Source organism: Williamsia sp. (assembly GCF_036566845.1).
Lineage (GTDB): Bacteria > Actinomycetota > Actinomycetes > Mycobacteriales > Mycobacteriaceae > Williamsia.
Window position 1 is genome coordinate 20869 of the sequence record NZ_DATCVM010000030.1, and the last position, 26796, is coordinate 47664.

Below are 26796 nucleotides of genomic sequence, written 5' to 3' on the forward strand. Positions count from 1 at the left end.
TGACTCCGGACCACCCTAGTCAGGTGCGCGTATATTGGCGGTCATGGTGGCCGTTCTCGATGACAAACTGGCAGATCTCGATCGTTGGATCCCAGGCAACAGGTGTTCGATCACGCGTGCCCTCGACGTGGTCGGGACCAAGACTGCGATGCTGATCCTGCGTGAGTCGATGTACGGCACCACCCGATTCGACGGATTCGCCCGCCGGGTGGGGGTCAGCGACGCGGTGGCCTCTGCCCGGCTCAAAGGCCTGGTCGACGCCGGACTACTGAAAAAGGTCCCCTACCAGGAGCCGGGCCAGCGCACCCGACACGAATACCACCTCACCGAGATGGGCGTCGACCTCATGCCCGTCGTCTTCGGGCTCATGCAGTGGGGTGACAAGTACCTGCAACCAGAGGGCCACCCACTGGACCTGTTCTCCGACGTCACCGGAGAACCGGTGAAAGCCGGGTTGACCACGCCCGACGGCAACGAGGTGCCCCTCGACCAACTGCGGATATCGCTGGTCAAGCCCTGATCTGCCGCACACCGACCGCCCGATAGAATCTCCAGCCATGGCATCCGACGCTGCGCTGCGTACCGATCTCGTCGTGGTCGGTGCCGGGGTCGCGGGCCTCACCGGAGCGGTCACCGCGGCCGAATCCGGCCTTGATGTCCTGGTCATCAACAAGGGTCGCGGCTGGCATCCGGGTGACCGGGAGCCCGGCACCGCCACCTACTTCGCCCAGGGCGGCATCGCCGTGGTCGAACCCCACAACACCGAGGATTCGGTGGCGCTCCACACCCGCGACACCGTGGTCGCCGGGGCCGGACTCACCGATCCGGTCGCAACCGAGTCCATCGTCAGCGACGGTTTCGAGGCAATCTCCGCACTCGTCCGCTGGGGTGCCCTGTTCGACACCGGCGCCGACGGCCACTATCTGCGCACCCGCGAAGGCGGACACAGCGTTCGTCGGATCATCCACGCCGGTGGTGACGCCACTGGCGCCCAGGTGCAGCGTGCACTGGCGCAGAAGGCGTTGTCGCATCCGAACATCAGCGTCCTCGACAACACCTACGCCCAACAGATTCTGCGCAGCAGCGACGGGACAGTTGTCGGCCTTGCCGTCGCTTCCGGGAACGGGGCCCGCTCCGAGGTGCACTCACCCACCGTGGTCCTCGCCACCGGCGGCGCCGGGCACATGTACCGCGCCACCACCAATCCCGTCGGTGCCACCGGCGACGGGATCGCGCTGGCCCACGCGGTGGGTGCGGCGGTCGCGGACATGGAGTTCATCCAGTTCCACCCGACGATGCTGTACCGGCCCGGTGTCCGGGGCCGTCGCACACTGATCAGCGAGGCCTTGCGCGGCGAAGGCGCCGTACTCGTTGATCTCGAAGGCCATTCGGTGACCGCCGGTATCCATCCACTCGGAGACCTGGCACCTCGCGATGTGGTGGCCAATGCGGTGAGCGCAGCGATGGCCCGGACCGGGGCCGAACACGTCTATCTCGATGCCCGGCACATCGCCGACGTCGCCCGCCGGTTCCCGACCGTCACCGCCGGCGTCGCGGAGATCGGCATCGACCCCGCGGTCGATCTGATCCCGGTGGTTCCCGGCGCCCACTACCTGTGTGGCGGCGTGGTCACCGACACCGCAGGTGCCACCACGGTGCCCGGTCTGTACGCGGCCGGCGAAGTGGCCCGAACCGGACTACACGGCGCAAATCGCCTGGCGTCCAACAGTTTGCTCGAAGGCCTGGTGATGGGGACGCGGGTGGCACAGGCCGCCGCCGGGCGCTCTGGCATCAAACCCGCGGCACCCGAGGCCGGAGCGGCGGTCGAGGTCCGGATCGCCCCGCGGCAAGAACTCCAGGACCAGATGTCCGGCCACGCCGCCCTGAGCCGGGACCAGACCGGCCTGACAGCTCTGGCCGACCGGCTCGAATCAGTACCGTCCCGACGACCGAGCGGCCTCGCCGACCACGAAGACTCCGCGCTCACCCTGACCGCGCAACTGGTGGTCGCAGCGGCGTTGGCACGCAAGGAATCCCGTGGGTGTCATCACCGGACGGACAACCCGGCAGCACCGACCGGGACCCGCTGAACGACTTTCCGGGACGGAGCAGTCGGGGCGGTCAGGGCCACCGTTGCCACCGCGGCCTCGGTGAACCGATCGACGACCACCATCCGCACACTGCGGTAAGCAACGGTGCACCAGGCGCACAGCAGGAGTGCATACAGGACAACCGAAATACCCTGGAGCAGAACCGAACCGGTGGCGAGGCCGAGAGCGGCAGCGCCGGTGACGCAGGTTCCGACGGGGAAGGTGAAGCTCCACCAGGCCGGGGTGAAGCTCATCCCCTGCCGCACATTGTGCACCGTGATGGAGGTGGCGAGGATGAAGACGAAGACCGCGAATCCACCCATCACCAGCCCGTAGCCGACCCCGAGGAGTCGCAGGCCCGCGGCGATCGATTCCTGCTCACCGACGAAGACCAGCGATGCCTGGTTGCCCAGAAGTACTGCAGCGGTGACCGACTGGCCGATCATGCCGAGCATTATCCACACCGTCGGAGCAACCTGCGAGGACGGCAGTCCGCGGTGGATGAGCCGGGAGTAGACCATGCTGATGGTCAGCAGTCCGACGAGCAAGCTCAGCCCGAACAGCCCGTAGCAGATGGTGATCAGACCCATCCGGAGCTGACCCGCTGAAACATGCTGGATCAGAAGCGAACCGGTGGCCGCAGACACCATCGGCGGCACCACCGGCATCAGCCAGCTGGGCATCGCCCCGGACTGCGCGCTCTGGGCCCCGGTGATCATCCGGAACGGAATCCAGATCGCCGTGAAAACACCGACGGCGGTGCCGCACAGCCACAGCAGTCCACCGATCCACACCGCGGCGCCCTGGCCGATGAACTGTGGTGCGAGTTCGATGGTGCCGGCACCCACGGTCAGCAGCGCCATGGCCGGGGCCCCATAGAAGTGGGCCATCACCGGGTCTGCGGCATGCCGGGCCGGACCTCCCCGGAAGAACAGGATCGACGCGACCACCAGGCCGGTCGCCGCCGTCAACCAGAAGACCGTGGTCAGCGTATCGAGTCCCGGTGCGCTGGAGTGTAACGCGACCCCGGAGGTCGCGACGATGCCTGTACCCATGATTGCGGCAAACCAGTTCGGTGTCATGGATCAAGACTGCGACCAGATGCATCTGACCGGTAGATGGCTTGCCCTTGTCCCGATACAACCCGGGCTTGTACCCTCTGGGAATGGTGCTGCCTGCGCGCGTCCCTGACCTGTCCGCACTCGATGTTGTCGTCTCGGTGGCCCGCGGCGGCAGCATGAGCGCCGCGGGGCGAGAACAAAACCTGAGCCAGCAGGCGATCAGCGCCCGGGTGCATTCCGTCGAACGGGAACTCGGCATCGTCCTGTTCCGGCGCTCTCCCAGCGGAACCGAGCTGACGGCCGAGGGGGTCGCCGTTCTGGAATGGGCATCAGGACTACTCGATGCGGCCGAACGGTTCTCGGCAGGTGTCGATTCACTGCTCGGCAGCAAGCGCGCGTCCCTGGCGGTCGCCGCATCCATGACCGTCGCCGAATACCTGATCCCCCGCTGGGCTCTGACCTTGCGCCGAACTCACCCCGACACCAGGATCCGGGTCCAGCCGATGAACTCTGCCGACGTGACCAAAGAGGTGCTGTCCGGCTCGGTGGACGTGGGGTTCATCGAGGGTCCCGAGACCGACAGTCACCTGGAGGCACTGACCGTCGCGCGCGACGAACTGGTGGTGGTCACCCGTCCCGATCATCCGTGGGCCCGGCGCGGCACACCGATCTCCACCGCCGAACTCCGCACAACGCCACTGGTACAACGCGAGCCGGGATCGGGAACCCGAGTGACCTTCGAGTCGGCGCTCGGGGAGGTCACCGATCCCCTACTGGAATTGAACTCCGTGGCCGCAGTGAAAGCTGCGGTGCTGAGTTCGGATAGCCCGGCGGTGTTGTCGAGTTTGTCCGTCGCACAAGAACTCGGCGACGGCCGGTTGACGAGGATAAGAGTCGAGGATGTCTCGATGCCACGGGACCTGCGGGCGATCTGGCCCCGCGGAACCGCCCTCCGCGGCCCCGCGCGAGACCTGGTCTCCCTGGCCGCGCAAGATCCGCCTCCCTCGTTCGAACCCGAAGGGCAGGCATGACATTCGAGCCGGGCACATCGCACCTCACCGGCGTTCGCGGAGCCGAACTCGCCTGGACCAGGTCCGGCCGCGGTCCGCACGTCATCTGGGCCCACGGCCTCACCTCGAGCGGCCGCGGAGAGGAGGCGTCCGGGATGTTCGACTGGGAACCGCTGACGGCGCGCCATCGGCTCATCCGCTATGACGCACGGGGCCACGGCGGGTCGTCCGGTACGCCCGAACCCGAGCACTACACCTGGCCGAACCTGGGTCTGGACCTGCTGGAACTGCTCGAACACACGGTCGGTGACGAACGGGTCGACGGGGTCGGATCGTCGATGGGCACCGCGTCGCTGTTGTACGCCGCCACCACCACTCCGGAGCGCTTCCGGCGGCTGGTGCTCACGACACCGCCGACGATGCGCGCGCAGCGGGCGGTGCATGTGCGCGGATATCTCGACGCCGCGGAATTGATCGAACGATCCGGCCTGGCCGCCTACGAGGAGGCCATCACAGCAGAACCTCCGCCGCACATCTACTCCGGGCCGGGCTGGACTCGACCCGCGGTGGAGGTGACGGAGCGGTTGCTCCCCTCGATCCTGCGAGGCGCCGCCCGCTCGGATCTACCCTCCGACAACGCCCTGACCGCCCTGGACCTGCCCGTCCTGATCCTGGCCTGGTCGGGAGATCCCGGCCATCCGCTCTCGACCGCGCGGCACCTGGCCGAGACGATTCGCGGCGCCCGGCTGCAGATCGCCGACATCCCGATGCAGTTGCGGACATGGCCCGAGCTCGCGACCGAGTTCCTGGCGTGATCGCCCCTGCGGCGGTCATCCGTCCGCCAACCGCCTGATCAGCCCGATGAACACCTGGCGTTCTGATTCCTCCAACGGCGCCAGGTACTCCTCCTGGACGCGGTCGAGCACGGCGTCGAGCCGGCGCAGTTCGGTCCGGCCCGGTTGCGTGACAGAGACGATGTTCCGGCGGCGATCGGAGGGATCGGGGTCACGTTCGACAAAGCCGGCCTCCCACAGCACTTCGACCGCACCGGACACATCGCTGCGATCGAGACCCGTCAACCGGCCGAGATCAGCCTGACTGGCCGGACCGTGGTCGCCGAGGGCCGCAAGCAGACGATAGTGATAGGGCTTCGAATCAGCCAGGGCAAAGGAATCCCGCAGCAAACCATGGCTACGCGACTGTGCCCGACCCACCAGCCATGTCACCCGCTCTTCCAGACGTTTCACCATGGGACAACGGTACTGGTTGGAGGGACCAACGAATCGGCATTTGATCCCGGATCCGATCACCACCTGACCGAAGGGACGTTCCTTGCGTTATTCGTTTCCAGAAACTTGAAAGTTCGGTGACCCGAACTCTATGATGTGAGGATGCGAATTCACGCAGGGTTCGCCCGGGCAGCCCGCCTGATACTGGCGGCGACCTGCATCGTGACGCTCAGCGCCTGCGTGGGCAAGATCGACCGGCACGATGAGCGGCTGACCGTGTTGACCACGTTCACCGTTCTCCAGGACATCGTCGCCAACGTCGCCGGCGACAACATCCGCGTCGAGTCCGTCACCAAGGCCGGCACCGAGATCCACGGTTACGAACCGACCCCCGGCGACATGCGCCGCGCGGCGCAGGCCGACCTCATCATCGACAACGGGCTGCATCTCGAAGCCTGGTTCGAGCGGTTCGTCGATCGGCTCGACGCACCGCACGTGGTCGCCAGCGAGGGCGTGACCGACATCCCGATCACCGCCGACGCCGGGGCCGGAAAACCGAACCCCCATGCGTGGATGTCCCCGCTGAATGTACAGATCTACGCAGACAACATCGCCGACGCGCTCTCCGACCTCGACCCCGACAACGCCGCCGTCTACCGGGCCAACGCCGACCGCTACAAGGCTCAGCTGCAGCAGATCCACGACGAGATGGTTGTGCGCCTCGATGCGGTCCCGGCGGCGAGCCGGGCCCTGGTCACGTGCGAAGGCGCGTTCTCGTACCTGGCCCGCGACACCGGTCTGCGTGAGAAGTTCATCTGGCCGGTCAACGCCGAACAGCAGGGCACGTCCAAGCAACTGCAGTCGACGATCGAGTTCGTCCGTGACAACAACATCGACGCCGTCTTCTGCGAATCGACGGTCAGTGACGCCGTGATGCGACAGGTCGAGCGGGCCACCGACGCCCGATTCGGCGGAATCCTCTACGTCGATTCCCTCTCAGAAGCGGACGGCCCCGTGCCCACGTACCTCGACCTGATCCGGCACGACGCCGGCACCATCGTCGGAGCCCTCACCGAAGGTGGAAAACAATGACCGCCCTGCCCCCGGCCACGGAGGACCGTCTGATTCTCGAACACACCGCCCCGCCACCAGCACTCTCGATTTCGGGTGTCAGCGTCTACTACGGGGAGGTCCACGCTCTCGAAGACGTGAACTTCACCATCGGTCCGGGACGCATCTGTGGCCTCATCGGCATGAACGGGTCCGGCAAATCCACCCTGTTCAAAACCATCATGGGCCTGGTCAAACCCGATTCGGGGCGAGTATCGATCTCCGGCGGCACACCCGCACAGGCCCGGCGCAAGGGCCTTGTCTCGTATGTCCCGCAGTCCGAGGACGTCGACTGGTCCTTCCCGGTCTCGGTCCGCGACGTCGCCATGACGGGTCGGTACGGCCATCAGAACTTCATCCGGCGCGCGAGCAAGGCGGACAAGGCGGCCGTGGCCCACGCACTCGAGATGGTGGAGTTGACCGATCTCGCCGATCGTCAGATCGGGCGGCTGTCGGGTGGTCAGCGCAAACGTGCCTTTGTCGCCCGGGGAATAGCCCAGGATGCCGACATCCTGCTTCTCGACGAGCCGTTTGCCGGTGTCGACAAGAAGTCCGAGGCCACCATCATCACCCTGCTGACCAAGCTCGCGGCCGAGGGCAAGACGATCCTGGTCTCCACCCACGATCTGGGTTCACTCGGGACGTTCTGCGACGAGGCGATCCTGCTCATGAAGACGGTCCTCGTACACGACTCACCCGATGCGGTCCTACGTCCGCGGGTCCTGGCCCGCGCCTTCGGGATGGACATCGTCGACGGAAAGGTCACGCCGTGATGATCATCGATTGGTGGCTCGATCCCCTCGCCGAGGATTTCATGGTCAACATGCTGCTGGCGACCACGGTCGCGGCCGCCGTCTGCGCCATGATCAGCTGCTGGATCGTCTTGATCGGCTGGTCCCTGATGGGCGACGCGGTGTCGCACGCGGTGCTGCCGGGTGTGGTCCTCGCCTACATCTTCGGCGCCCCGTTTGCGGTGGGCGCATTGATCTTCGGTCTTGGTGCCGTGCTGCTGATCGGGGTGGTCCGTGACACCAGCCGCGTCAAAGAGGACGCGGCGATCGGCATCGTCTTCACCACTCTGTTCGCGCTGGGGTTGGTGTTGATCTCCGTCACGCCCAGTCAGACCGACCTCAATCACATCCTGTTCGGCAACGTCCTCGGGGTTTCGCAAGCCGATCTGTGGCAGATCATCGGCCTGGCCGTCCTGACGGTTGTCATCCTGACCCTCAAGCGCCGCGACCTGACCCTCTTCGCCTTCGATCCCACGCACGCACACGCCATCGGGCTCTCACCACGACGCCTGGGCGCACTGCTGCTCGGCTTACTTGCTCTGACTTGTGTTGTGGCACTGCAGATTGTCGGCGTCGTGCTCGTCGTTGCGATGCTCATCATCCCCGGGGCGTCGGCGTATCTGCTCACCGACCGCTTCAACCGGATGCTGATCATCGCCCCGATTCTCGCGTGCGTCTGCGCCGTCCTCGGCATCTACTATGCGTACTACCTGGACGTGGCACCCGGCGCGATGGTGGTATTGGCACAAGGCATGGCGTTTGCGGTCATCTATCTGTTCGCGCCACGCCAGGGAGTGTTGATCAAGGCGATCAACCGGGCACAGCGACGACGCTCCTCGGCTCTCGTTGCGCCCTGACGCGTGAGAGGTGAGTGGCAATGGTGTCGTACGCGGAGACATTCGCACGTAGTGCCGACAACCCAGAAGAGTTCTGGCTGAAGGCCGCCGAGGCGGTCGACTGGTACCAGGCCCCCACCTCCGCCCTCGAAAATCTCACCGGCGACGCATACCGATGGTTCCCCGGTGCCACGGTCAACACCAGCTTCAACGCCCTCGACCGCCATGTCCTGGCGGGCAACGGTGACCGGGTCGCACTGATCTGGGACTCGGCGATGGTCGGCAAGACCCGCAGTTACACCTACGCACAACTGCGCGACGAGGTCGCCACCTTCGCGGGCGTGCTCACCGAACGCGGAGTGACGGCCGGCGATCGGGTCATCATCTACATGCCGATGATCCCCGAGGCAGCCATCGCGATGCTGGCCTGCGCCCGCATCGGCGCCGTGCACTCGGTGGTCTTCGGCGGATTCGCCGGACCCGAACTCGCAACCCGCATCGACGACGCCCGGCCCGTCGCGCTGATCACCGCGTCGGGCGGCCTGGAACCCGGCCGCACCATCAACTACCTGCCGATGGTCGCCAAGGCGCTCGACCTGTCCGCGGGGCCGCCGGCAACGATCATCGTCAAGAACCGCGAGCAGGTCGACGGCAGCGCCGCCGACCACGAAGGCTGGTACGACTGGGACGAGCTGACCGCGAAAGCGACTCCGGCAGAGCCTGTTTCCGTTGCCGCCACCGATCCGCTCTATATCCTCTACACGTCCGGAACCACCGGAAAGCCCAAGGGTGTGGTCCGCGACAACGGCGGGCACGCGGTGGCGCTGACCTGGTCGATGGCCAACATCTACAACATCAAGCCCGGCGACGTGTGGTGGACCGCGTCGGACGTCGGCTGGGTGGTCGGGCATTCGTACATCGTCTACGCGCCTCTGCTGATCGGCGCGACCACGGTGATGTACGAGGGCAAACCCGTGGGCACCCCGGACGCCGGGGCATTCTGGCGGGTGATCGACAACCACAAGGTCAAGGCCCTGTTCACCGCGCCCACCGCGATCCGCGCCATCCGCAAGCAGGATCCCGAAGCCAAACTGCTTGCCGATCATGATATTTCGACACTGCAGACACTCTTCGCAGCCGGTGAACGTCTCGACCCCGACACGTACGAGTGGTCCACCAGGGTCCTCGGTGTGCCGGTCGTCGACCACTGGTGGCAGACGGAGACCGGCTGGGCCATCGCCGCCAATCTCCGTGGCCTCGAACCGATGCCGATCAAGGGCGGATCTGCGACCGTACCTGTTCCGGGCTTCCGGGTCGAGATCGTCGACGCCGGGGGCACAGCGGTGGCGGCCGGCGGCGAAGGCAATATCGTCATCGCCTTGCCGCTGCCTCCCGGCACCCTGACCGGCCTGTGGAATGACGAAGAGCGCTACCACAATTCGTATTTGAAGACCTTCCCCGGGTATTACCTGACCGGCGACTCCGGCTACATCGACGCCGATGGCTACGTCTTTGTACTGGGCCGCTCCGACGACGTGATCAATGTTGCCGGACACCGCCTGTCCACCGGCAGCATCGAGGCCGTGGTCGCCTCCCATCCCGCGGTCGCCGAATGCGCGGTGATCGGGATCCACGACGAACTCAAGGGCCAGCGCCCCAGCGGCTACGTCGTCCTCAAAGAGGGTGCCGACATCGACCACGACGTCCTGCGGTCGGATCTGGTCACGCTGGTCCGCGACGAGATCGGTGCGGTCGCCACATTCCGCGACGTCACCGTCGTCAACGGTCTGCCCAAGACCCGATCGGGCAAGATCCTGCGCAAGACGATGCGTCAGATCGCGGACCACGAGGACTACACCGTGCCGTCGACCATCGAAGACACCGCCGTCCTCGACGCGCTCAAAAAACAACTCGGCTGACCCCAACCCCCGATCATGGTGGCTTTTGGCGAGCAAACGCCCAGGTGAGCCCCGCCAAAACCCACCAAGATCGGATTGCAGGGCTGCAATTTTGCAGTCGTGCAATATTTGGTACGGTTATCGGATGGTTACACCACACAAGCAGTCGCTGCGTGACAGGAAGCGCGCTGCCACGTGGGCATCCATCCACGAGGCGGCGGCGGCCGCCGCGATGGAACAGACCGACCTGTCGAAGGTGACGATCGAAGAGATCGCCGACGAGGCCAACATCTCGGCGCGCACCTTCTTCAACTACTTCCCTTCCAAAGAAGACGCGATCCTCGGCCTGCGTACCCCATACATCGATGACAGCACCGCCGCCGCGTTTGTGATCGGCGACGACGACGATCTGATCGAGAAGGTGGCACTGCTGCTCTTCGACGTCTTCGAGAAGACGGCCGGCGGTTCGGGTGGGCGCTCGGTTCGCGCCGCGCTGATGCATCGCCACCCCGACCTCGCGCGCATCCGACTGGCCCACAGCGACCAGATCCGTCACCTCGCCCGCGCGCTCGTGGAGACCCGCCTCGCCGAATCCGGCCGCTGGCAGCGGCGCCGGCACGATGTCGACATCGAGGCGACCGCGCAGATCCTGGTCACCGCAGGCCAGTCCGTTGTCCGCATCGCGGTCGACTGGCTACTGACGAAACCGGAGGGGAACATCCCGCTCGACGAACTCGTGCACCGGGCCGCGCAATCGTTCACCACCATCCTCGAGGAGGCCTAGATGGCAGTAGAAGTCCCCGCCGCCGCCCAGGTTCCGGGAACCCACCGGCCCGAGGCGTCTCGTCGAACCATCTTGCTGATGTTCGTCGGGCTCATGTCGGCGATGCTGCTGGCCTCGTTGAACACAACGGTGATGAGCACAGCATTGCCGACCATCGTCGGCGAACTGCACGGCACCAACCTGATGTCGTGGGTCATCACCGCATACATACTGGCGTCGACGATCGTCATGCCCGTGTACGGCAAGCTCGGCGATCAATTCGGCCGGAAACCATTGCTGCTCATCGCGATCAGCATCTTCACTGTGGCATCGATCATCGGCGCACTCGCCCCGAACATGCTGACACTCATCATCGCGCGCGCCCTGCAGGGTGCCGGTGCCGGAGGTCTCATGGTGCTCTCCCAGGCATCGATCGCCGACGTTGTCCCCGCTCGCGACCGCGGCCGGTACGCAGGCATCATGGGTGGTGTCTTCGCCGTCGCCTCCGTCGCCGGACCTCTCTTGGGCGGATGGCTCACAGAGGGCCCCGGCTGGCGCTGGACACTCTGGGTGAATCTGCCACTTGGCGTACTGGCGCTCGTCGCGGTCGCGGCCTGCCTGCACCCTCCGAAGATCGCTCGCAGCAAACCGACGATCGACATCCTCGGAATGGCCGTCCTCGCCCTGGCGACCAGCGGCATCGTGCTCATCGCGAGCTGGGGCGGCTCGACCTATGCATGGACCTCACCGACCATCATCGGTCTGGTGCTCGGGACCATCCTCGCGTGGGTCCTGGCCGTCGTGGTCGAAAGCCGCGCCGCAGAGCCGATCCTGCCGCTTCAACTCTTCCGCAAGCGGAACTTCAACCTGACCACGACCGCCGGCCTGATCGCCGGCATCGGGATGTTCGGTGCGATCTCCTACATGCCCACATACCTACAGATGGCGTTGGGCATCAGCTCCACCAATGCCGGACTCCTGATGGTCCCGATGATGGGAACGATGGTCGCGAGCTCCGTCGCGAGCGGGCGTTTCGTCTCGCGTAGCGGACGCTACAAAGCCCTGCCGATCGCCGGATCACTGATGATCAGTTTGAGCCTGTTCCTGATGTCGCAGATCACCCTGTCGACTCCGACCTGGATGATCTGCGTGTGTCTCGGAATCCTCGGTGGCGGGCTGGGCGCCAGCATCCAGATCATGATCCTGACGGTGCAGAACACCTTCCCGTACAACCTGGTGGGAACCGCCACCGCCGCGAACAATTACTTCCGCCAGATCGGTGCCTCCCTCGGTGCCGCACTGGTCGGCAGCATTTTCGCGTCACGCCTGGCCGACCTGCTCGTCGGCAGAATACCGGCCGACGCCACCGCCGCCGGTGACGGCGCGAAGTCCCTTACGCCGGCAGCTGTTCACCACCTACCGGAATCGGTGCAGGAGCCGATTGTCAACGCCTACAACGAAGCACTGATGCCGGTGTTCCTCTTTGTCAGCCCGCTCAGCATCGTGGGGGCGATCCTGCTCTGCTTCGTGATCGAGAAGCCCTTGGCCACAACGGTCACCGATGACGCGCCGGTCACTTCGACGGCCGACCAATCGGGCATTGTCAGACAGCCTTCCTAGTATCAGGGCATGCCGTTTGCCGATGAGTTGCTCGGACCCGAAGCCGTCGCCGGGCTGGCACGATGCCTCACGCTCGGCGGACTTCGCGCCACCGCCACCAAGCAGACCTCGGCCGTATTCGACGGGATGGCGCTCAAGGCTCGTTCCGATCTGGTGCGCGATGCCCTGATCATCGACCTCCCCGACTCCTTCGACGAGTTCGTGGCCGCGATCAACACATTGATCGCGCAACCGGAGTGCACCGGCTGGATGATCTGGCCGATCACCGAAGCGGTTGCCGTCCGGTCCACCGAGGCCGGGACCGTCAAAGCCTTCGACACCGGCCTGGTGCTGCTGCGGAAGCTGACACCGCGCCTGACCGCCGAATTCGCACTCCGAACGATGCTGATCGCCGACGTCGACCGCACGCTGGCCACCGCACTGCGGTGGACGACGTCCAAAGACGAACACGTACGCCGTCTCGCGAGCGAGGGCACCCGCCAGTATCTGCCGTGGGCCCGCCGGGTGCAGGCGCTCATGCAGCGGCCCGAGGCGACCGCACCGATCATCGACGCCCTCTACCGCGATCCGAGTGAGTACGTACGCCGCTCGGTCGCCAACCACCTCAATGACCTGAGCAGGCAGCACGCCGACATCGTCGTCGAGACCGCCGCGCGGTGGCTGGCCGCACCCGACGCGAACACCGGGCGACTCGTCCGGCACGCGCTCCGCACCCTGGTCAAACGAGGCGACCCCGACGCGCTCGCCCTCCTCGGCTTCGCCTCGCCGGCGGCGATCACGGTGACCGATCTGGACATCGCTCCCCGGGTACGGATCGGCGACAAGCTGACGATGGCCGCCGTGGTCCGCAACAGCGGCGACGAGTCCGTGAACGTGGTGATCGACTACAGCGTCGGATTCCGGAAGGCCAACGGCACCATCGCGCACAAGGTGTTCAAGTTGGCGTCCAAGTCACTCGCTCCCCGCGAGCAGATCGCCATCTCGAAGTCTCATTCGTTTGCCCCCATCACCACGCGTCGGTATCACCCCGGCGGCCACGAACTGGCAGTGCAGGTCAACGGGCGGCGGATGGCGCTGGCGCAGTTCGATCTGCACCTGTAGAAAACTGTGCTTCGGATCGGTCTGCCACAAACGAACACACAGGTGACGACGTTGGTCACAATGGTCCGAGTTGTGCGATGTGCGAACGCGGCGCGTCCCTGTTACCTTGCTGCTATCTACCCTGGTCGCTCTCTGCGATCAGGGCGAGTCCGGTTCGGTGTGGACTACCCCCGTCACGACACATAAAAGGAAACTGATGCGAGCAAAGTCTGCCTGGCGAAGGATTGTCGCCGGCTCCCTTGCCCTTGTTGCCGGAGCAGCTGTCTCCGTTGCAGCCAATCCGGGCACTGCCGCGGCTGATTCGCAGACCGTCCGGGTCTACTCCGCCTCCATGAACAAGAGCATCCCCGTCAAGGTGATCACTCCCGGCGGCGACAACAAGGCCACGCTGTACCTGCTCGACGGTCTGCGCGCCCCCAACAACAACAGCGGTTGGCTGATCGAGACCGATGTCGAGCGCTTCTTCGCAGGCAAGAACGTCAACGTCGCCATTCCGTTCGGCGGCGGCGGCAGTTTCTACACCGACTGGCAGCAGGACGACCCGACCCTGGGCCGCCAGAAGTGGGAGACGTTCCTGACCCGGGAACTGCCCGCGTACATGAAGGCCAACTTCGGCAGCGACAACCGCCGCAACGCGATTGCCGGCCTGTCGATGAGCGGCACCTCCGCACTCAACCTTGCCAGCAAGCACCCCGACTTCTACCAGGGTGTGGCCTCGTACAGCGGCTACCCGACCGTCAGCACGCCCGGCTTCGCCCAGGGCATCGCGGCTTCGGTGATCGAGATGGGCGGCAACCCCGTCAACATGTGGGGCGTCTGGCCCGCCGGTGCGTGGACCCAGAACGATCCCTCGCTGAACACCGGTAACCTGCGCGGCACGCGGGTCTACGTCTCCTCGGGCACGGGTTCACCGAGCACCAACCCGATCTTCAACCCGGCCAGCTCTGCGTTCGATCCGGTGAAGTTCTCGCAGATGGTGCCTCTCGAGACGGCTGCATCCATCAGCAGCCAGCTCTACATCACGAGCCTGCGCGCAGCCGGCGTCAACCCGCAGACCCACATCACTCCAGACGGTGTGCACTGGTGGACCTACTGGGAGGATCGCCTCAAGGAATCCTGGTACGACACGTTGGCTCCCTCGCTCGGAGTCTGACACCAAGATCAGCAAACACATCGGCCGCGATTCGGAACTCTTCCGAATCGCGGCCGATTGTTTTGTCGCGGGGTGTCGATCAGGAGACCGTGATGACCACCTTGTCCGGGTAGAACGCAAGATGTCCGGCGATCTCCGAGACGGCGTCGTAGGGCTCGGCGTAGGTCCACGCGGCGTCTGCGATCACACCGTCCGGGGTCACGACGTCGTAATAGGTCGCGTCGCCCTTGTACGGGCAGTATGTCTCGGTGTCGCTGGGCCGCAGCAGGGACGGGTCGATCACGGCCAGCGGCACGTACGCCACCGGCGGATACGACGCCTCCTGCAGTGTCAGCGACTTCGCGGTGTCGGCAACGATGGTGTCACCGGCCCTGATCCGGACCTGCCCGGACGTGGGTTCCACGGTGATCGGATGGGTGTCGTCGGGTATCAATCGAGTCTTGGCCATGTGTGTCCACCTCTCCTCTGTGTCGGTCAACGGCCCGGCCGCTGATTGCATTCCACGGTGATTCAGACCCGACGACCTGAGATCTGGCGAGCGGCTCAGAGCTGACGGAGGAACTCCGCCGTCTTGTCGTCGGCCGGATAGAAGCTCTCGACACTCAACTCGTCGACGGTGACGTCGAGTGGGGTACCGAACGTGGTCACCGTACTGAGGAACAGCAGTTCCCGGTCGTCTGACCGCAACCGCAGATAGACCGCGACTCACCGGACAACGCCGGGTCCTCGTCGGCGTCGTCGATGTACGGATACGGATATGCCCGCAGTTCGGACAACAGCGTGGTCAGAACGGGATCACCGGTCACCTTGATCTGTCGGTCGAGGCGATCGAACAGGTGGCGCCGCCACTGCCCTATGTTGATGATCCGGTCCCCGAGTCCCCGCGGATCGAGGCTGAACTTCAGGACGTTGAACGGCGGCGCGAGGAGGTCGTCGGGCGCGTCCTGCGTGAACAGCGCCACCGCCGCATTCGCGTCCACCAGATTCCAGTGCCGGTCGACGGCCAGCGCGGGATACGGCTCGGTGGCGGTCAGCACCTGCCGCAATGCGCTGCGCACCATGGTCATTCGTTCACCGTCGAGTGGTGACTCGCCGTAGGTCGGGGCGTAGCCCGCCGCCAGCGACATCTGATTCTGCTCCCGCAGGGGCACATCGAGGTGCTCGGCGAGCCGCAGCACCATCATCCGGCTCGGTGCCGACCGGCCGGTTTCCAGGAAACTGAGGTGCCGCGCCGAGACCTCGGAGACCGACGCCAGTTCCAGTTGCGGGACCTTGCGGTTGATTCGCCACTGCCGCAACAGATCCCCGAACAGGTAACGCTGTTCGTCGGCCATCTCTGACACCCCTCGAGTGATCGTCTGTGATGCATTATCAATGCTGCGCCCGCTACGGACACCTATGATCGGGCGCGGACCAACGACACCACAGGAGCGAACCCCCATGAGCGTTCTCGACCGTTTCCGGATCGAAGGCAAGGTTGTCATCGTCACCGGCGCATCATCCGGATTGGGTGTCGCGTTTGCCAAGGCCTTCGCCGAGGCCGGTGCCAAGGTTGTCCTCGCGGCCCGCCGCGCCGACAAACTCGAGCAGACCGCACAGCTGGTCGAGTCGGTGGGCGGGACAGCATTGACGGTGGCCACCGACATCTCGGACCACACCCAGGTCAACACGCTCGTCGACGCCGCGATGGCCGAGTTCGGGCAGGTGGACGTGCTGATCAACAATGCCGGCATCGGCACCGCCTACCCCGCCACCCGGGAGACACCCGAACAGTTCCAGTCGGTCATCGACATCAACCTGAACGGTTCGTACTGGGCAGCGCAGGCCTGCGGACGGGTGATGACACCGGGAAGCTCGATCATCAACATCTCGAGCATCCTCGGTATCACCACCGCCGGACTCCCGCAGGCCGCCTATTCGGCGAGCAAGGCTGCCGTCTCGGGACTCACCCGCGACCTCGCCCAGCAGTGGGGCAGCCGAAAAGGAATCCGCGTCAACGCCATCGCACCCGGCTTCTTCGAATCCGAGATGACCGACTCCTACCCCGACGGCTACCTCGAATCCATGGCACCCCGGTTGGTACTGGGCCGGACCGGCGATCCCGAGGAGCTGGCCGCCACCGCGATCTGGCTGGCCTCACCGGCAGGCGGATACGTCACCGGTCAGACCATCGTCGTCGACGGTGGCATCACCATCACCTAGACCCGCGGCACTGAACTCGCATCACTCGCCGACACCGGGCATCTTGTCGATGAAGCCATAGACGCTGGTGATCTTGTTGTCGCTGTCGACCGCGGCCACGTCGAAGCCCACGACCAACGGCTCGGCACCCGGCTCGGTCACCAACTCCCACGTGAAACGGGCGATGTTGTGGTGTGTGTCGAGGACATCGCCACGCACAAACTGCAGACCCCCGAATTGTTCTCGGGCGCCCGCGATCACCTGATCGAACGCATCCACACCGCTGACCGATGCCAGCGGATCGGTGTACACGCCATCAGCGGCCCAGAGTGAGCTGATCAGCTCTCGCCGAGCGGCGGCGTCGGTCTCGTTCCATGCGGCGAGGTAGCGATCGATCAGTTCGGACGCCGCGGTCTCGTGCACATTCTGCATGGTGTCGGTCATCGGTTCTCTCCTTGTTGTGAGGTGTTCTGCGTTCGTGAAAGCAATCCTGCTCGCGGCAGGTGCCTCCCGGCGATGACGTCCGAGGTAAGTATTCGCCCGAGTTTGTGACACACCGGATCCGGGCATGCTCCGGATATGACCTTTCCCCACGAGAACGAGAAGCCACTCGGCGAGACCGAGAAGACAGCCGAGGAAAAGGACGCCTACGACGCGGCGCAGCACGGCGCCGACGACGATCGCGACCACGCTGTCGGCGGAACCGAAGGCACCACCGACGGACAGTAACCGCACGTCAACAACCCTCGCGTGACCACAGTTTTGTCGCTCGGCACCGTCGGCCGGATCCGCTGACCATGCATGGTCGCCGTCGCGCCGACTACGATTGTCGACAAAATCGCGAAAGTCTCCGCGCGACGGAAGGATGAGGCCCACCAGTGGCTGTGCCGAGCAGGTCAATCGATGAACACGGGCTACCGATCAGCCTTGTCGATGTCGCGGGCCGTCGCATCCGGGAATCGATCCTGTCCGGGGCTCTGAAACCTGGCGACAAGATCGTCGAGGAACAGCTCTGCGCGAGCCTGGGAATCAGTCGTGCGCCGTTGCGTGAGGCGCTTCGGCTTCTCGGCCAGCAAGGTCTGGTCGAGCACCTGCCGCGCCGCGGATCCCGGGTCGCCGAGTGGTCGCCGCAGGACATCCTGCAGTTGTTCGAGCTGCGTCACGTCCTCGAGCGGCACGCCATCGAATCCGCCCTTCCGCTCGCCGATCTGACCACCGATCTCGATCCGGTCCGGGACGCGCTCGACGACATGCGAGTTGCCGCCGATCGCGACGACGACCTCGAGAAGGACGATGCGCATCGCCGTTTCCACGCATCCGTCGTCGGTCTGGCCGGTAACCGGCAACTCGACATCGCCATGGAGCCGATCTTGCTCAAGCTCCAACTCCCGATGGCCATCAACCTGCGGAACGAAGCCCGTGTGCTCGATGCCGCCGACGGAATCCGGCGGCACCAACTCGTTCTCGACGCCCTCGAAACCAACGATCCGCGGATAGCGGTCGCGGCCGCCAGGAACCACGGACAGCTCGATTTCCTGGACCTGGAGAGAAACAGCTAACACAATCGATACGCAGCCGTTCCGCGGTTGCCACCATTCTGTCGACAATCGACATTATGACTTTCGATTCGACGGCAGCAGGACCCTCCATCGGCCCATCCGTGGCGGAGATCCTGCAATCGCATGCCAGTGGCACCGGTTCGCCCACCAAAACCGCCGCCCGGGTGGCCGACGCGATCGCGGCCAGGGGCGACGACGGTACCTGGCTGTCGACCGTCCCGCGCGCTGAACTCCTTGCCGCTGCCGAAGAAATCGAACAGCGGCCCGGCGCCCGCACGCTCCCGCTCTACGGTGTGCCCTTCGGGGTGAAGGACAGCATCGACGTCGCCGGAGTGCCCACCACCCTCTCCTGCCCCGACTACGCGTACGTCGCCGACGCCACCGCGCCCGCCGTGCAGCGCTTGCTCGATGCAGGAGCCCTGTACGTCGGCAAGACCAACCTCGATCAGTTCGCCACCGGCCTCAACGGCACCCGCACCCCGTATACGGTGCCGCGCAGCGTCTTCGGCGGGAACATGATCTCCGGCGGTTCCAGTTCCGGATCCGCCCTCGCGGTCGCGCTGGGTCAGGTGCCGTTTGCGGTGGCCACCGACACCGCCGGATCCGGGCGGGTACCCGCAGCGCTCAACGGTGTCATCGGTTTCAAACCGTCACGCGGCCTGATCAGCACCGTGGGGTTGGTCCCGGCCTGTAAGTCGCTGGACTGCATCACCGTGATGGCCGGATCGATCGACGACACCGACCGGGTACTCGATGTGGTGATCGGCCGCGACAACAACGATCCGTGGTCCCGCGATCGAGGCCCGCGTCACCAGGGCACCGCAATCCGTGTCGGCCTTCCTGCCGCAGGCGAACTCGAGTTCTTCGGCGATGCCGCGATGCAGAACGCGCACCTTGCCTTCCGGGATCGAATCACACTGAGCGAGAACGTCGTCGACGCCCAGCTGGCGCCTTTTCTGGCCGCGGGCGCCCTGTTGTACGCCGGTCCGTGGGTCGCCGAACGGCTGGTCGAGTTCGCGGACTTCCTGGCCACCAACCCGGACTCGATCCATCCGGTGGTTCGCGACATCCTGCGCAGCGGCGAGAAGTACACCGCGGTGGATGCTTTCGCCGCCCAGCAGAAACTCCAGCAACTCAAGGCCGAGGTGGCGCGCCTCTGGGAACACATGGACGTGATGATCGTGCCGACCATCGGAACCACGTTCACCGTCGACGAGGTGGTCGAACGGCCGATCGACTGCAACACCGCTCTCGGGCACTACACCCACTTCGGCAACCTCCTCGACCTCACCGGGGTGGCGGTACCAGTGGGCACCACCGCCGACGGACGGCCGCAAAGTGCCATGATCCTGGGCCCGGCACTGTCCGACGACACCGTCCTCACCCTCGCCGCACGCTTGCTCGACGAACCCCGCGACACCGGCGCGCTGCCCACGGTTGTGCAGCAAACCCCTTCCGCAACAACCACATCCACACCCCTCAGGGAGAACTCATGACCACATCCACCGTCGAGACGGCGTCGCCCGGCCCGTTCACGCTGATACCCGGGAAAACGGCGCTGATCGTGATCGACATGCAGCGGGACTTCATCCTGCCCGGCGGCTTCGGCGAGAGTCTGGGCAACGACGTGGACATGCTCCTCAAAGTGGTGCCACCCCTGGCCGACCTCATCGCCGCCGCGAGGGCTGCCGGCATGCTCGTGATCCACACCAGAGAAGGACATGTTCCGGATCTGTCCGATTGTCCGCCGGCGAAACTCAACCGCGGCGCCCCGTCCAAGAGGATCGGTGATCCGGGACGCTACGGACGCATCCTGATCCGTGGCGAGTACGGCCACGACATCATCGACGAACTCGCCCCGGCCGCCGGCGAGGTGGTCATCGACAAACCCGGCAAGGGCGCCTTCTACGCCACCGAGCTCCAGCAGATCCTCACCGACGCGGGTATCACCCAACTGCTGGTCACCGGGGTCACCACCGAGGTATGCGTCCACACCACAACACGAGAGGCGAACGACCGCGGTTACGAGTGCCTGGTCGTATCCGATTGTGTCGGTTCATATTTTCCCGAATTCCAGCGGGTGGGACTGGAAATGATCTGCGCACAAGGTGGAATCTTCGGCTGGGTTGCCGATTCCGCGGCGGTCATCCCCGCCATTGCCGCTCTACCCGTCAGTTCGGAACCCGCACCCACCGCTCAACGCTGAAGGAAGACCAGTCCCATGAGCACTGATGTCAACGAAAAGACCCCGATCCCTGCCGCACCCGACCAGCCCGTGACGATCCCCTGGTGGACACGAGGCGACACCAACGCCTTCTTCGGCCTCGGATTCAACATCCTCGTCAACGTTCTGACCCTCACCGGACTCCTGATATACGTCGTCGGCTTCAACGAGGGCGACGTCTTCGGGACCGTGCTACCTGCACTCGGCGTGGCACTGATCCTGGGCAACCTCTACTACACCTGGCTGGCACGACGTCTGGGGCGCAAGGAGAATCGCACCGACGTCACCGCCCTGCCGTACGGCCCGAGCGTTCCGCACATGTTCATCGTCGTGTTCGTGGTGATGCTGCCGGTGTACCTGAGCACCGATGACGCCGTCGCCGCCTGGCAGGCCGGACTGGCCTGGGCTTTCATGATCGGCGTGATCGTGATGATCGGCGCCTTTGTGGGCCCGTACATCCGTAAGATCACGCCGCGCGCGGCAATGCTCGGAACTCTGGCCGGCATCTCCATCACTTTCATCTCGATGCGGCCCGCCGCCCAGATGTGGGAGGCAGCGTGGATCGGGCTGCCGGTGCTGGCGATCATCCTGATCGGCTTCTTCACCAATGTCCGTCTGCCGGGCAATGTCCCGGTCGGACTGGCGGCACTGCTCGTCGGTACCGCCATCGGCTGGGCCGGCGGGTTCATGGACGCGCCGGCCGTTGGTGACGCCGTCGAGAACATCGCACTGGGTATCCCGGATCAGCGTTTCGACATGCTGTTCGACGGACTGGCCGATCTGGCGCCGCTCCTCGGCACCGCGATTCCTCTCGGTATCTACAACTTCACCGAAGCGATGAGCAACGTGGAGAGTGCTTCGGCTGCCGGCGACAATTACAACCTGCGCAGCGTCCTGCTCGCCGACGGTGCCGGCGCCTGCATCGGCGCCGGATTCGGTTCGCCCTTCCCACCCGCGGTCTACATCGGTCATCCGGGCTGGAAGGACGCCGGCGGTCGGGCAAGTTACTCATTGGCCAGCGGTCTGGCGATCGGCCTGCTCTGCTTCCTCGGATTATTCGGGATTCTCGAAGCATTGCTACCGGTTCCGGCGATCGTCCCGATTCTGCTCTACATCGGATTGCTGATCGGTGCGCAGGCCTTCCAGGCGGTCCCACGCATCCACGCCATTGCGGTGGTCGCGGCGATCCTGCCCAACCTTGCCCAGTGGGCCAGCGGCCTCATCGACAACGCACTGGCTGCCGCCGGTACCAGTGCCGGAGAGGTCGGCATGGGCGCTCTGAACGAGGCCGGCGTGGTGTACGAGGGTCTAAAGGTGTTCGGCGAAGGCGCCGTGCTGGTGGGTCTGGTGCTCGGCACGATGGTCACGTTCATCATCGACAAGAAGTTCCTGTACGCCGCCATCGCCTCCGCGGTCGGCGCCGCGTTGTCCTTCATCGGCCTCATCCACGCCCCGGAGATCGAGTGGGCTGCCGCCCCGGAGGTCGCGCTGGGCTATCTGTTCTTCGGCATCGTCTGCCTCGCGTACTCGTTCCTGCCGGGAGCGAAGGATGAGGTCGTCCACGACGAGTCCGACGTGATGGCCGAGTAGGCATCACCCTGGCGAAGTCCCATCCATCCCCGCAATCCAACAGTGCCCCGGCCTCATGGCCGGGGCACTGTTGTCGACCTTGGGTTGGAAGTGTTCAGCGGGCCCGATCGGGGGGTCGAAATGACCCGCCGACTGATTATCAAAGCTATGTAGTAACCTTTCCGTGTCCTCGCTGATACCAAACTGTTGCCTTACTGAAATGGACCTTATTCGTGGCTCGACACCGACTGAATGCCCCCGACCAGATCCTGCCCGCGACCAGCGTGCTGATGCACGCCGAACCGCGCTCCGGCCGAGGAGGTCAGCACCGCGTTGCCAGAACCAGCGTCCTCCCGACGGTGGCGACCACAGGTGCGTTCGTGGCAGCAGCCGGCGTCATCGGCCTGACCGTGGGTGGAGCTGCCACGGCCTCCGCCGACACACCGCCTGCCCCGATCAACACCCTCGAGATCCCGGCGCTGGCCGGCGTCGAGCTGCCCCCACTGCCGACCCTGCCCTCCGACCTGGCACTGCCGGCGCCGCTCGACGATCTCGCGCGTGACCTTCTCCCGTCGAACCCGATCGCACCCACCACCGCGGCTCCGACGACGGGCACCGTCACCTCAGGCTACGGCGCACGATGGGGCACCACTCACTACGGTCTGGACATCGCGAACGAGATCGGCACCCCGGTGTACGCGGTGACCGACGGAACCGTCATCGAGTCCGGGCCCGCGAGCGGCTTCGGCCAGTGGATCCGAGTCCAGCAGGACGACGGCACCATCGGCGTCTTCGGACATGTCGACCAGAGTTTCGTGACCGCCGGCCAACAGGTCAAGGCCGGAGAGCAGATCGGCACCGTCGGCAATGAGGGCCAATCCACCGGACCGCACCTGCACTACGAGGTCTGGGACACCGATGGTTCCAAGATCGACCCCGCGGTGTGGCTCGACAATCGCGGCGTGAACATGTGATCTGACGGTCCGCCAGACTAAATCCGCTCCACGTACTCGCGTTCGCGCCGGTTGCAACCGGCTCAGACGCAGGCACGTGGAGCGGATCTCGTTGATACCGCGCACCCCCCGGCATAGAGTTCGGGTCAAACCGGACACCCAGATCGGGACGGGTCCGGCAGTGATGCGAGAGACGAGGACGTGTGATGAACGCCGCGGCAAGCAGTGCACCGGTAATTGTCGGGATCGACGGTTCGGAAGGCGCCCTCGGTGCTGCGCGGTGGGCCGCAGATTTCGCCGCCCGCAGCGGATCTCCGCTCCAGTTGCTCCACGCCATCCCGCGACTCGAGTGGTATTTCGCCAATGCGATGGTGTTCAGCCCAGAGTCGCTGGCCGAAGAACTCGCCGCCGACGGGAACAACAAGCTCGACGACGCCGAGAGTGCCATCCGCGAACAGCATCCCGGTTTGACGATCGACCGCCGCATCGTCAACGAATCCGTGCCGTCGGTCTTCGCCGAGACCTCCGAGACCGCGCGCCTGATCGTCGTCGGCTCGCACTGGCACAGCGCCACCAGTGATCTCATCCTCGGCGGTCACGTCATCCGCATCGTCAACAACGCGAAGTGCCCGGTCCTGGTCTGGCGCGAATCCGAGGCCACCCGAACCGGCAAGCCGCTACCGGTGGTTGTCGGCATCGATGAGTCCGAGAACTCGATCAGGGCCTTGCGCGCGGCGTTCTCTGTTGCCACCGCCCTGGGCGCACCGGTGACGGTGGCCCACATGTGGGAAACCGGGGCCGCGGTCGGTCTCGGTTACGGCGAAGGCCCGGTCGACTGGAACCTGATGAACCTGTTGAAGGCGGACCAGGAAACGAAGATGGACGAACTCCTCGCGCCGCTACGGAAAGAGTTCCCCGGCGCGCACATCCACAAGGTCTACACCGACAGCGGCCCGGCCAAGGGACTCAAGGAGATGTCCCGCGAAGCGCAGCTGGTGGTGGTGGGCAGCCGGGGTCACGGCAAACTGACCGGCGCGGTCCTCGGTTCCGTCAGCCAGAGCCTCATCCACCACGCCGAATGCTCGGTGCTGGTCGTCCGCTGACGGCCGCCATCGCCGTGACCCCGGTCGCGGGTCAGCGCGGTGCCGGGCCCTGAACCAGCGGCAGGTCCGCCTCGGCGGCCCAGGCGGTCATCGATCCGTCGTAGATCGCGACGTCGGAGCGACCCGCCTGCGCCAGCGCGTAGGCGACACCGGTGGCAGCGATCCCGCCACCGCAGTACGTGATCACCTTTTTGTCCTGGTCGAGCAACCCCGCCTCGGCGAGGGTCGCCGTGAGTTCTTCGACCGGCTTGAAGCCACCGTTCTCGAGGTCGAGCACATCGCGTACGGGCACGTTGATGCTGCCGGGGATGTGGCCGTTGCGGGCATAGGTCGTGGTCTCGCCGCGGTACGTGGCCTCGTCGAGAACGTTGACGACGATCGTGGACCCGTCGTCGATCGCCGCGAACACGTCTTCGGTGGAACGCAGTAGTTCGGGGCGACGATTCGGGACAAAGGTGCGCGGCGTCGGGATCGACACCGCGTTGGACACCTCGCTTCCGGCCGCCTTCCACGCCTGTAGACCGCCATCGAGCACGGTGACGTCGTCGAACCCTTCGAGGCGCAGATGCCACCACAACCGGGTCGCCCAGAATCCCTGCGACTGGTCGTAGACGACGACGGTGGCGCCGGTGCCGATTCCCAGGGCACCGGCTGCCTCGGCAAAATGTTCCGGGCTCGGCACGGTCCACGCGTGTTCGGCGGCGGGGTCGGCGAAGTCGGTGAGCAGGTCGGCAAAGAGCGCACCGGGGATGTGCTCGACGTTGTACGTCTGCCGGCCCGACTCCGGCACGTAGGGGCCGTCTTTCGGTATCGGCAGATGCGTCGTGGAATCGACCACGACGAGATCGGGATCATCAAGGTGGGTGCGCAGCCACGCTACGTCGACGATGGCTGGAACTGACTCGATACTCATGAGGCCTCTCGATCGATCGATACGGATTCGATTCCTCCCCCGGCAGCCACGCTAGTGGCCACCGCGGCGAGTCCGCCACGTCGGCGACCTCACCGAGCCCAACCGATGACACCGGATGTCACATCTGAAATACTGCGCAGCAAGGAATGCTCATACCGGCCACATTGCCCGGTCGAGCACCTTGCGTTCCTCTCATTCTGTTGTGACACAACCTCTTTGACGCGGCCTCGACCCGCCGACCAGGGGCAACACGGATTCCGGGGAGAAGTGTCGTCGCTGCTCGATCCTGGGCTGCAACTCCCTGCACGATTCCACCGCAGAAGGAACAACGATGATCAACCACACACCTTCTTGGGATGACGACGAGGTCCGGGCCGTCTCCTAGCTCGCACGCGGCTTCTTCGAACGTGAGGTCATGGCCCACGCCGAGCGCTGGGACAGCCGGCGGCACGTCGACCGGGATGTGTGGCGCAAGGCCGGAGAACTCGGCCTGCTGCTCTGCTCGATCCCGGAGGAACACGGCGGCGGTGGCGGCACATTCGCCCATGACTTCGCTGCCCTCGAGGCCCAGGGTTACGCGGGAGATTTCGCGATGGGGGCCATCACCACCACCGCCATCCGCGACGGCGACAGCTATGTCATCAACGGGTCGAAGACCTTCATCACCAACGGTTCCACGGCCGACGTGATCGTCCTCGCGGTCGAGACCGACCCGAAGGGCGGCGCAAAGGGCGTGTCGCTGGTTCTCGTCGACACCCGCGGCTGCGACGGCTTTACCGTCGGACGCGTCCTGGACAAGGTCGGCCAGCACGGAGCCGACACCTCCGAGCTCTCGTTCTCCGATGTACGGGTTCCGGTGACAAACCTCTTGGGCGACAAGGAAGGTCAGGGCTTCGCGCAGCTCATGGCCCAGCTCGGTCAGGAACGACTCATCATCGCCGCCCAGTCGACGGGTGGGATGAAGCGCGCCCTGGAAGAGACCGTCCGGTACACCAAAGAGCGACAAGCCTTCGGGCACAGCATCTTCGAGTTCCAGAACACCGCCTTCGAACTCGCCGAATGTCCGACGATCGCACTGACCAGTCAGGTATTCTTCGATCACTGCGTCGAGCAACACATGCGGGGCGAGCTCGATCCGACCACCGCCGCGATGGCGAAGTACTGGATCACCGATCGGCACTGCGAGGTCGTCGACCGCTGCGTGCAACTCCATGGCGGTTACGGCTACCCGCGCGAGTACCTCATCGGCCGGATGTACGAGGACGCGCGTGTGCAACGGATCTATGACGGTACCAACGAGATCATGAAGACGATCATCGCGCGAGCACTCTGACCGGATGTGCCCGGCGAGACAGGACCGAACGTTACCGGGCGCCCGGCGTCAGCCGCGCCGCCACGACCACCCGGATCGCGTCGATCTCCTTGTCATCGGGATCGAATGATCGGGTGTCGAGCACCGCACCGAGCCGATGGAAGTACTCGTGCTCGGTGATTCCGAACTCAACGAGGATGTCCTCGGCTGATCCGCCGCCATAGTGGTACCAGCGACGTGCGAAGTCCAGGATGTCCGCGGGTTGGTCATCGAGGTTCTCGTGGGCTTTGGCCATGCGTCCAATTATCACCGGACACCCC

General features: G+C 65.2%; 26 protein-coding genes and 2 pseudogenes. 21 read left to right on the forward strand and 7 right to left on the reverse strand.

Going from position 1 to position 26796, the window contains the following annotated elements; all coding sequences use genetic code 11:
• The first annotated feature begins 43 nt into the window (after positions 1 to 43).
• Positions 44 to 520 (forward strand): helix-turn-helix domain-containing protein, encoded by a 477-nt coding sequence (locus VIQ49_RS02105; protein ID WP_331880295.1) that lies wholly within the window; start codon positions 44 to 46, stop codon positions 518 to 520.
• A gap of 37 nt (positions 521 to 557) precedes the next feature.
• Entirely contained in the window at positions 558 to 2090 is a 1533-nt protein-coding gene (gene nadB / locus VIQ49_RS02110) for an L-aspartate oxidase (protein WP_331880297.1), read from the forward strand.
• Here the strand turns inward: nadB and VIQ49_RS02115 are convergent.
• The gene (locus VIQ49_RS02115; RefSeq protein ID WP_331880299.1) at positions 2048 to 3172 is read right to left on the reverse strand and encodes a TDT family transporter; all 1125 of its coding nucleotides are present in this window, start codon (positions 3170 to 3172) and stop codon (positions 2048 to 2050) included. The two genes, nadB and VIQ49_RS02115, sit on opposite strands and share 43 nt — an antisense overlap.
• Before the next feature lie 83 nt (positions 3173 to 3255).
• Between VIQ49_RS02115 and VIQ49_RS02120 the strand changes: the two genes are divergently transcribed.
• A complete protein-coding gene (locus tag VIQ49_RS02120; protein ID WP_331880300.1) occupies positions 3256 to 4182 on the forward strand; it encodes a LysR family transcriptional regulator in 927 nt (308 codons plus the stop codon).
• Entirely contained in the window at positions 4179 to 4976 is a 798-nt protein-coding gene (locus VIQ49_RS02125; protein ID WP_331880301.1) for an alpha/beta hydrolase, read from the forward strand. The genes VIQ49_RS02120 and VIQ49_RS02125 overlap by 4 nt, the downstream gene beginning before the upstream one ends.
• 15 nt (positions 4977 to 4991) lie before the next feature.
• Here the strand turns inward: VIQ49_RS02125 and VIQ49_RS02130 are convergent, their stop codons facing one another.
• Positions 4992 to 5411, reverse strand: a complete 420-nt coding sequence (locus VIQ49_RS02130; protein ID WP_331880303.1) for a MarR family winged helix-turn-helix transcriptional regulator — start codon at positions 5409 to 5411, stop codon at positions 4992 to 4994.
• A gap of 141 nt (positions 5412 to 5552) precedes the next feature.
• On the opposite strand from VIQ49_RS02130, the gene VIQ49_RS02135 reads away from it, so the two are divergent.
• The 8 genes from VIQ49_RS02135 (at position 5553) to VIQ49_RS02170 (ending at position 14662) form a co-directional block, all read left to right on the forward strand.
• A complete protein-coding gene (locus VIQ49_RS02135; RefSeq protein ID WP_331880305.1) occupies positions 5553 to 6482 on the forward strand; it encodes a metal ABC transporter substrate-binding protein in 930 nt (309 codons plus the stop codon).
• On the forward strand, positions 6479 to 7273 hold the full coding sequence (locus VIQ49_RS02140) for a metal ABC transporter ATP-binding protein (protein ID WP_331880307.1): 795 nt from the start codon (positions 6479 to 6481) through the stop codon (positions 7271 to 7273). The genes VIQ49_RS02135 and VIQ49_RS02140 overlap by 4 nt, the downstream gene beginning before the upstream one ends.
• Positions 7273 to 8148, forward strand: a complete 876-nt coding sequence (locus tag VIQ49_RS02145) for a metal ABC transporter permease (RefSeq protein WP_414731559.1) — start codon at positions 7273 to 7275, stop codon at positions 8146 to 8148. The genes VIQ49_RS02140 and VIQ49_RS02145 overlap by 1 nt, the downstream gene beginning before the upstream one ends.
• Before the next feature lie 20 nt (positions 8149 to 8168).
• Positions 8169 to 10046: a propionyl-CoA synthetase gene (locus VIQ49_RS02150; RefSeq protein ID WP_331880310.1), complete on the forward strand. Its 1878-nt coding sequence runs from the start codon at positions 8169 to 8171 to the stop codon at positions 10044 to 10046.
• Positions 10047 to 10170: 124 nt separating this feature from the next.
• Positions 10171 to 10809 carry a helix-turn-helix domain-containing protein gene (locus VIQ49_RS02155; RefSeq protein ID WP_331880312.1) on the forward strand — a complete coding sequence of 213 codons (639 nt, stop codon included), beginning with the start codon at positions 10171 to 10173 and terminating at the stop codon, positions 10807 to 10809.
• Entirely contained in the window at positions 10810 to 12408 is a 1599-nt protein-coding gene (locus VIQ49_RS02160) for an MDR family MFS transporter (protein ID WP_331880313.1), read from the forward strand.
• 9 nt (positions 12409 to 12417) lie between these two features.
• The gene (locus VIQ49_RS02165) at positions 12418 to 13509 is read left to right on the forward strand and encodes a DNA alkylation repair protein (protein WP_331880314.1); all 1092 of its coding nucleotides are present in this window, start codon (positions 12418 to 12420) and stop codon (positions 13507 to 13509) included.
• 196 nt (positions 13510 to 13705) lie between these two features.
• A complete protein-coding gene (locus tag VIQ49_RS02170) occupies positions 13706 to 14662 on the forward strand; it encodes an alpha/beta hydrolase family protein (RefSeq protein ID WP_331880315.1) in 957 nt (318 codons plus the stop codon).
• A 79-nt stretch (positions 14663 to 14741) separates the two neighbouring features.
• On the opposite strand, the gene VIQ49_RS02175 is transcribed toward VIQ49_RS02170, so the two are convergent.
• Positions 14742 to 15110 carry a DUF427 domain-containing protein gene (locus VIQ49_RS02175; RefSeq protein WP_331880316.1) on the reverse strand — a complete coding sequence of 123 codons (369 nt, stop codon included), beginning with the start codon at positions 15108 to 15110 and terminating at the stop codon, positions 14742 to 14744.
• 95 nt (positions 15111 to 15205) lie between these two features.
• A pseudogene (locus VIQ49_RS02180) lies at positions 15206 to 15996 on the reverse strand (helix-turn-helix domain-containing protein).
• Between the two features lie 106 nt (positions 15997 to 16102).
• Between VIQ49_RS02180 and VIQ49_RS02185 the strand changes: the two are divergent.
• On the forward strand, positions 16103 to 16864 hold the full coding sequence (locus VIQ49_RS02185; RefSeq protein WP_331880317.1) for a glucose 1-dehydrogenase: 762 nt from the start codon (positions 16103 to 16105) through the stop codon (positions 16862 to 16864).
• Between the two features lie 21 nt (positions 16865 to 16885).
• On the opposite strand, the gene VIQ49_RS02190 is transcribed toward VIQ49_RS02185, so the two are convergent.
• Complete coding sequence (locus tag VIQ49_RS02190) at positions 16886 to 17287, reverse strand: nuclear transport factor 2 family protein (RefSeq protein ID WP_331880319.1); 402 nt, start codon at positions 17285 to 17287, stop codon at positions 16886 to 16888.
• 135 nt (positions 17288 to 17422) lie between these two features.
• Here VIQ49_RS02190 and VIQ49_RS02195 point away from each other — a divergent pair, with 135 nt between their 5' ends.
• From VIQ49_RS02195 to VIQ49_RS02225, 7 genes are all read left to right on the forward strand, one after another.
• Positions 17423 to 17572: a hypothetical protein gene (locus tag VIQ49_RS02195; protein ID WP_331880320.1), complete on the forward strand. Its 150-nt coding sequence runs from the start codon at positions 17423 to 17425 to the stop codon at positions 17570 to 17572.
• Positions 17573 to 17721: 149 nt separating this feature from the next.
• Complete coding sequence (locus tag VIQ49_RS02200; RefSeq protein ID WP_331880321.1) at positions 17722 to 18402, forward strand: GntR family transcriptional regulator; 681 nt, start codon at positions 17722 to 17724, stop codon at positions 18400 to 18402.
• Positions 18403 to 18458: 56 nt separating this feature from the next.
• Positions 18459 to 19898 (forward strand): allophanate hydrolase, encoded by a 1440-nt coding sequence (locus VIQ49_RS02205; RefSeq protein WP_331880322.1) that lies wholly within the window; start codon positions 18459 to 18461, stop codon positions 19896 to 19898.
• Entirely contained in the window at positions 19895 to 20608 is a 714-nt protein-coding gene (locus VIQ49_RS02210) for a cysteine hydrolase (RefSeq protein WP_331880324.1), read from the forward strand. The genes VIQ49_RS02205 and VIQ49_RS02210 overlap by 4 nt, the downstream gene beginning before the upstream one ends.
• A gap of 15 nt (positions 20609 to 20623) precedes the next feature.
• Entirely contained in the window at positions 20624 to 22216 is a 1593-nt protein-coding gene (locus VIQ49_RS02215; RefSeq protein ID WP_331880326.1) for a regulator, read from the forward strand.
• Positions 22217 to 22428: 212 nt separating this feature from the next.
• Complete coding sequence (locus VIQ49_RS02220; protein ID WP_331880327.1) at positions 22429 to 23169, forward strand: M23 family metallopeptidase; 741 nt, start codon at positions 22429 to 22431, stop codon at positions 23167 to 23169.
• A gap of 185 nt (positions 23170 to 23354) precedes the next feature.
• A complete protein-coding gene (locus VIQ49_RS02225; RefSeq protein ID WP_331880329.1) occupies positions 23355 to 24251 on the forward strand; it encodes a universal stress protein in 897 nt (298 codons plus the stop codon).
• A gap of 31 nt (positions 24252 to 24282) precedes the next feature.
• On the opposite strand, the gene VIQ49_RS02230 is transcribed toward VIQ49_RS02225, so the two are convergent.
• Complete coding sequence (locus VIQ49_RS02230; protein ID WP_331880331.1) at positions 24283 to 25164, reverse strand: sulfurtransferase; 882 nt, start codon at positions 25162 to 25164, stop codon at positions 24283 to 24285.
• 331 nt (positions 25165 to 25495) lie between these two features.
• On the opposite strand from VIQ49_RS02230, the pseudogene VIQ49_RS02235 reads away from it, so the two are divergent.
• Positions 25496 to 26497: pseudogene (locus VIQ49_RS02235) on the forward strand (acyl-CoA dehydrogenase family protein).
• Positions 26498 to 26528: 31 nt separating this feature from the next.
• Here VIQ49_RS02235 and VIQ49_RS02240 read toward each other — a convergent pair.
• Positions 26529 to 26771 (reverse strand): DUF3263 domain-containing protein, encoded by a 243-nt coding sequence (locus tag VIQ49_RS02240; RefSeq protein ID WP_331880333.1) that lies wholly within the window; start codon positions 26769 to 26771, stop codon positions 26529 to 26531.
• Positions 26772 to 26796 lie beyond the last annotated feature (25 nt).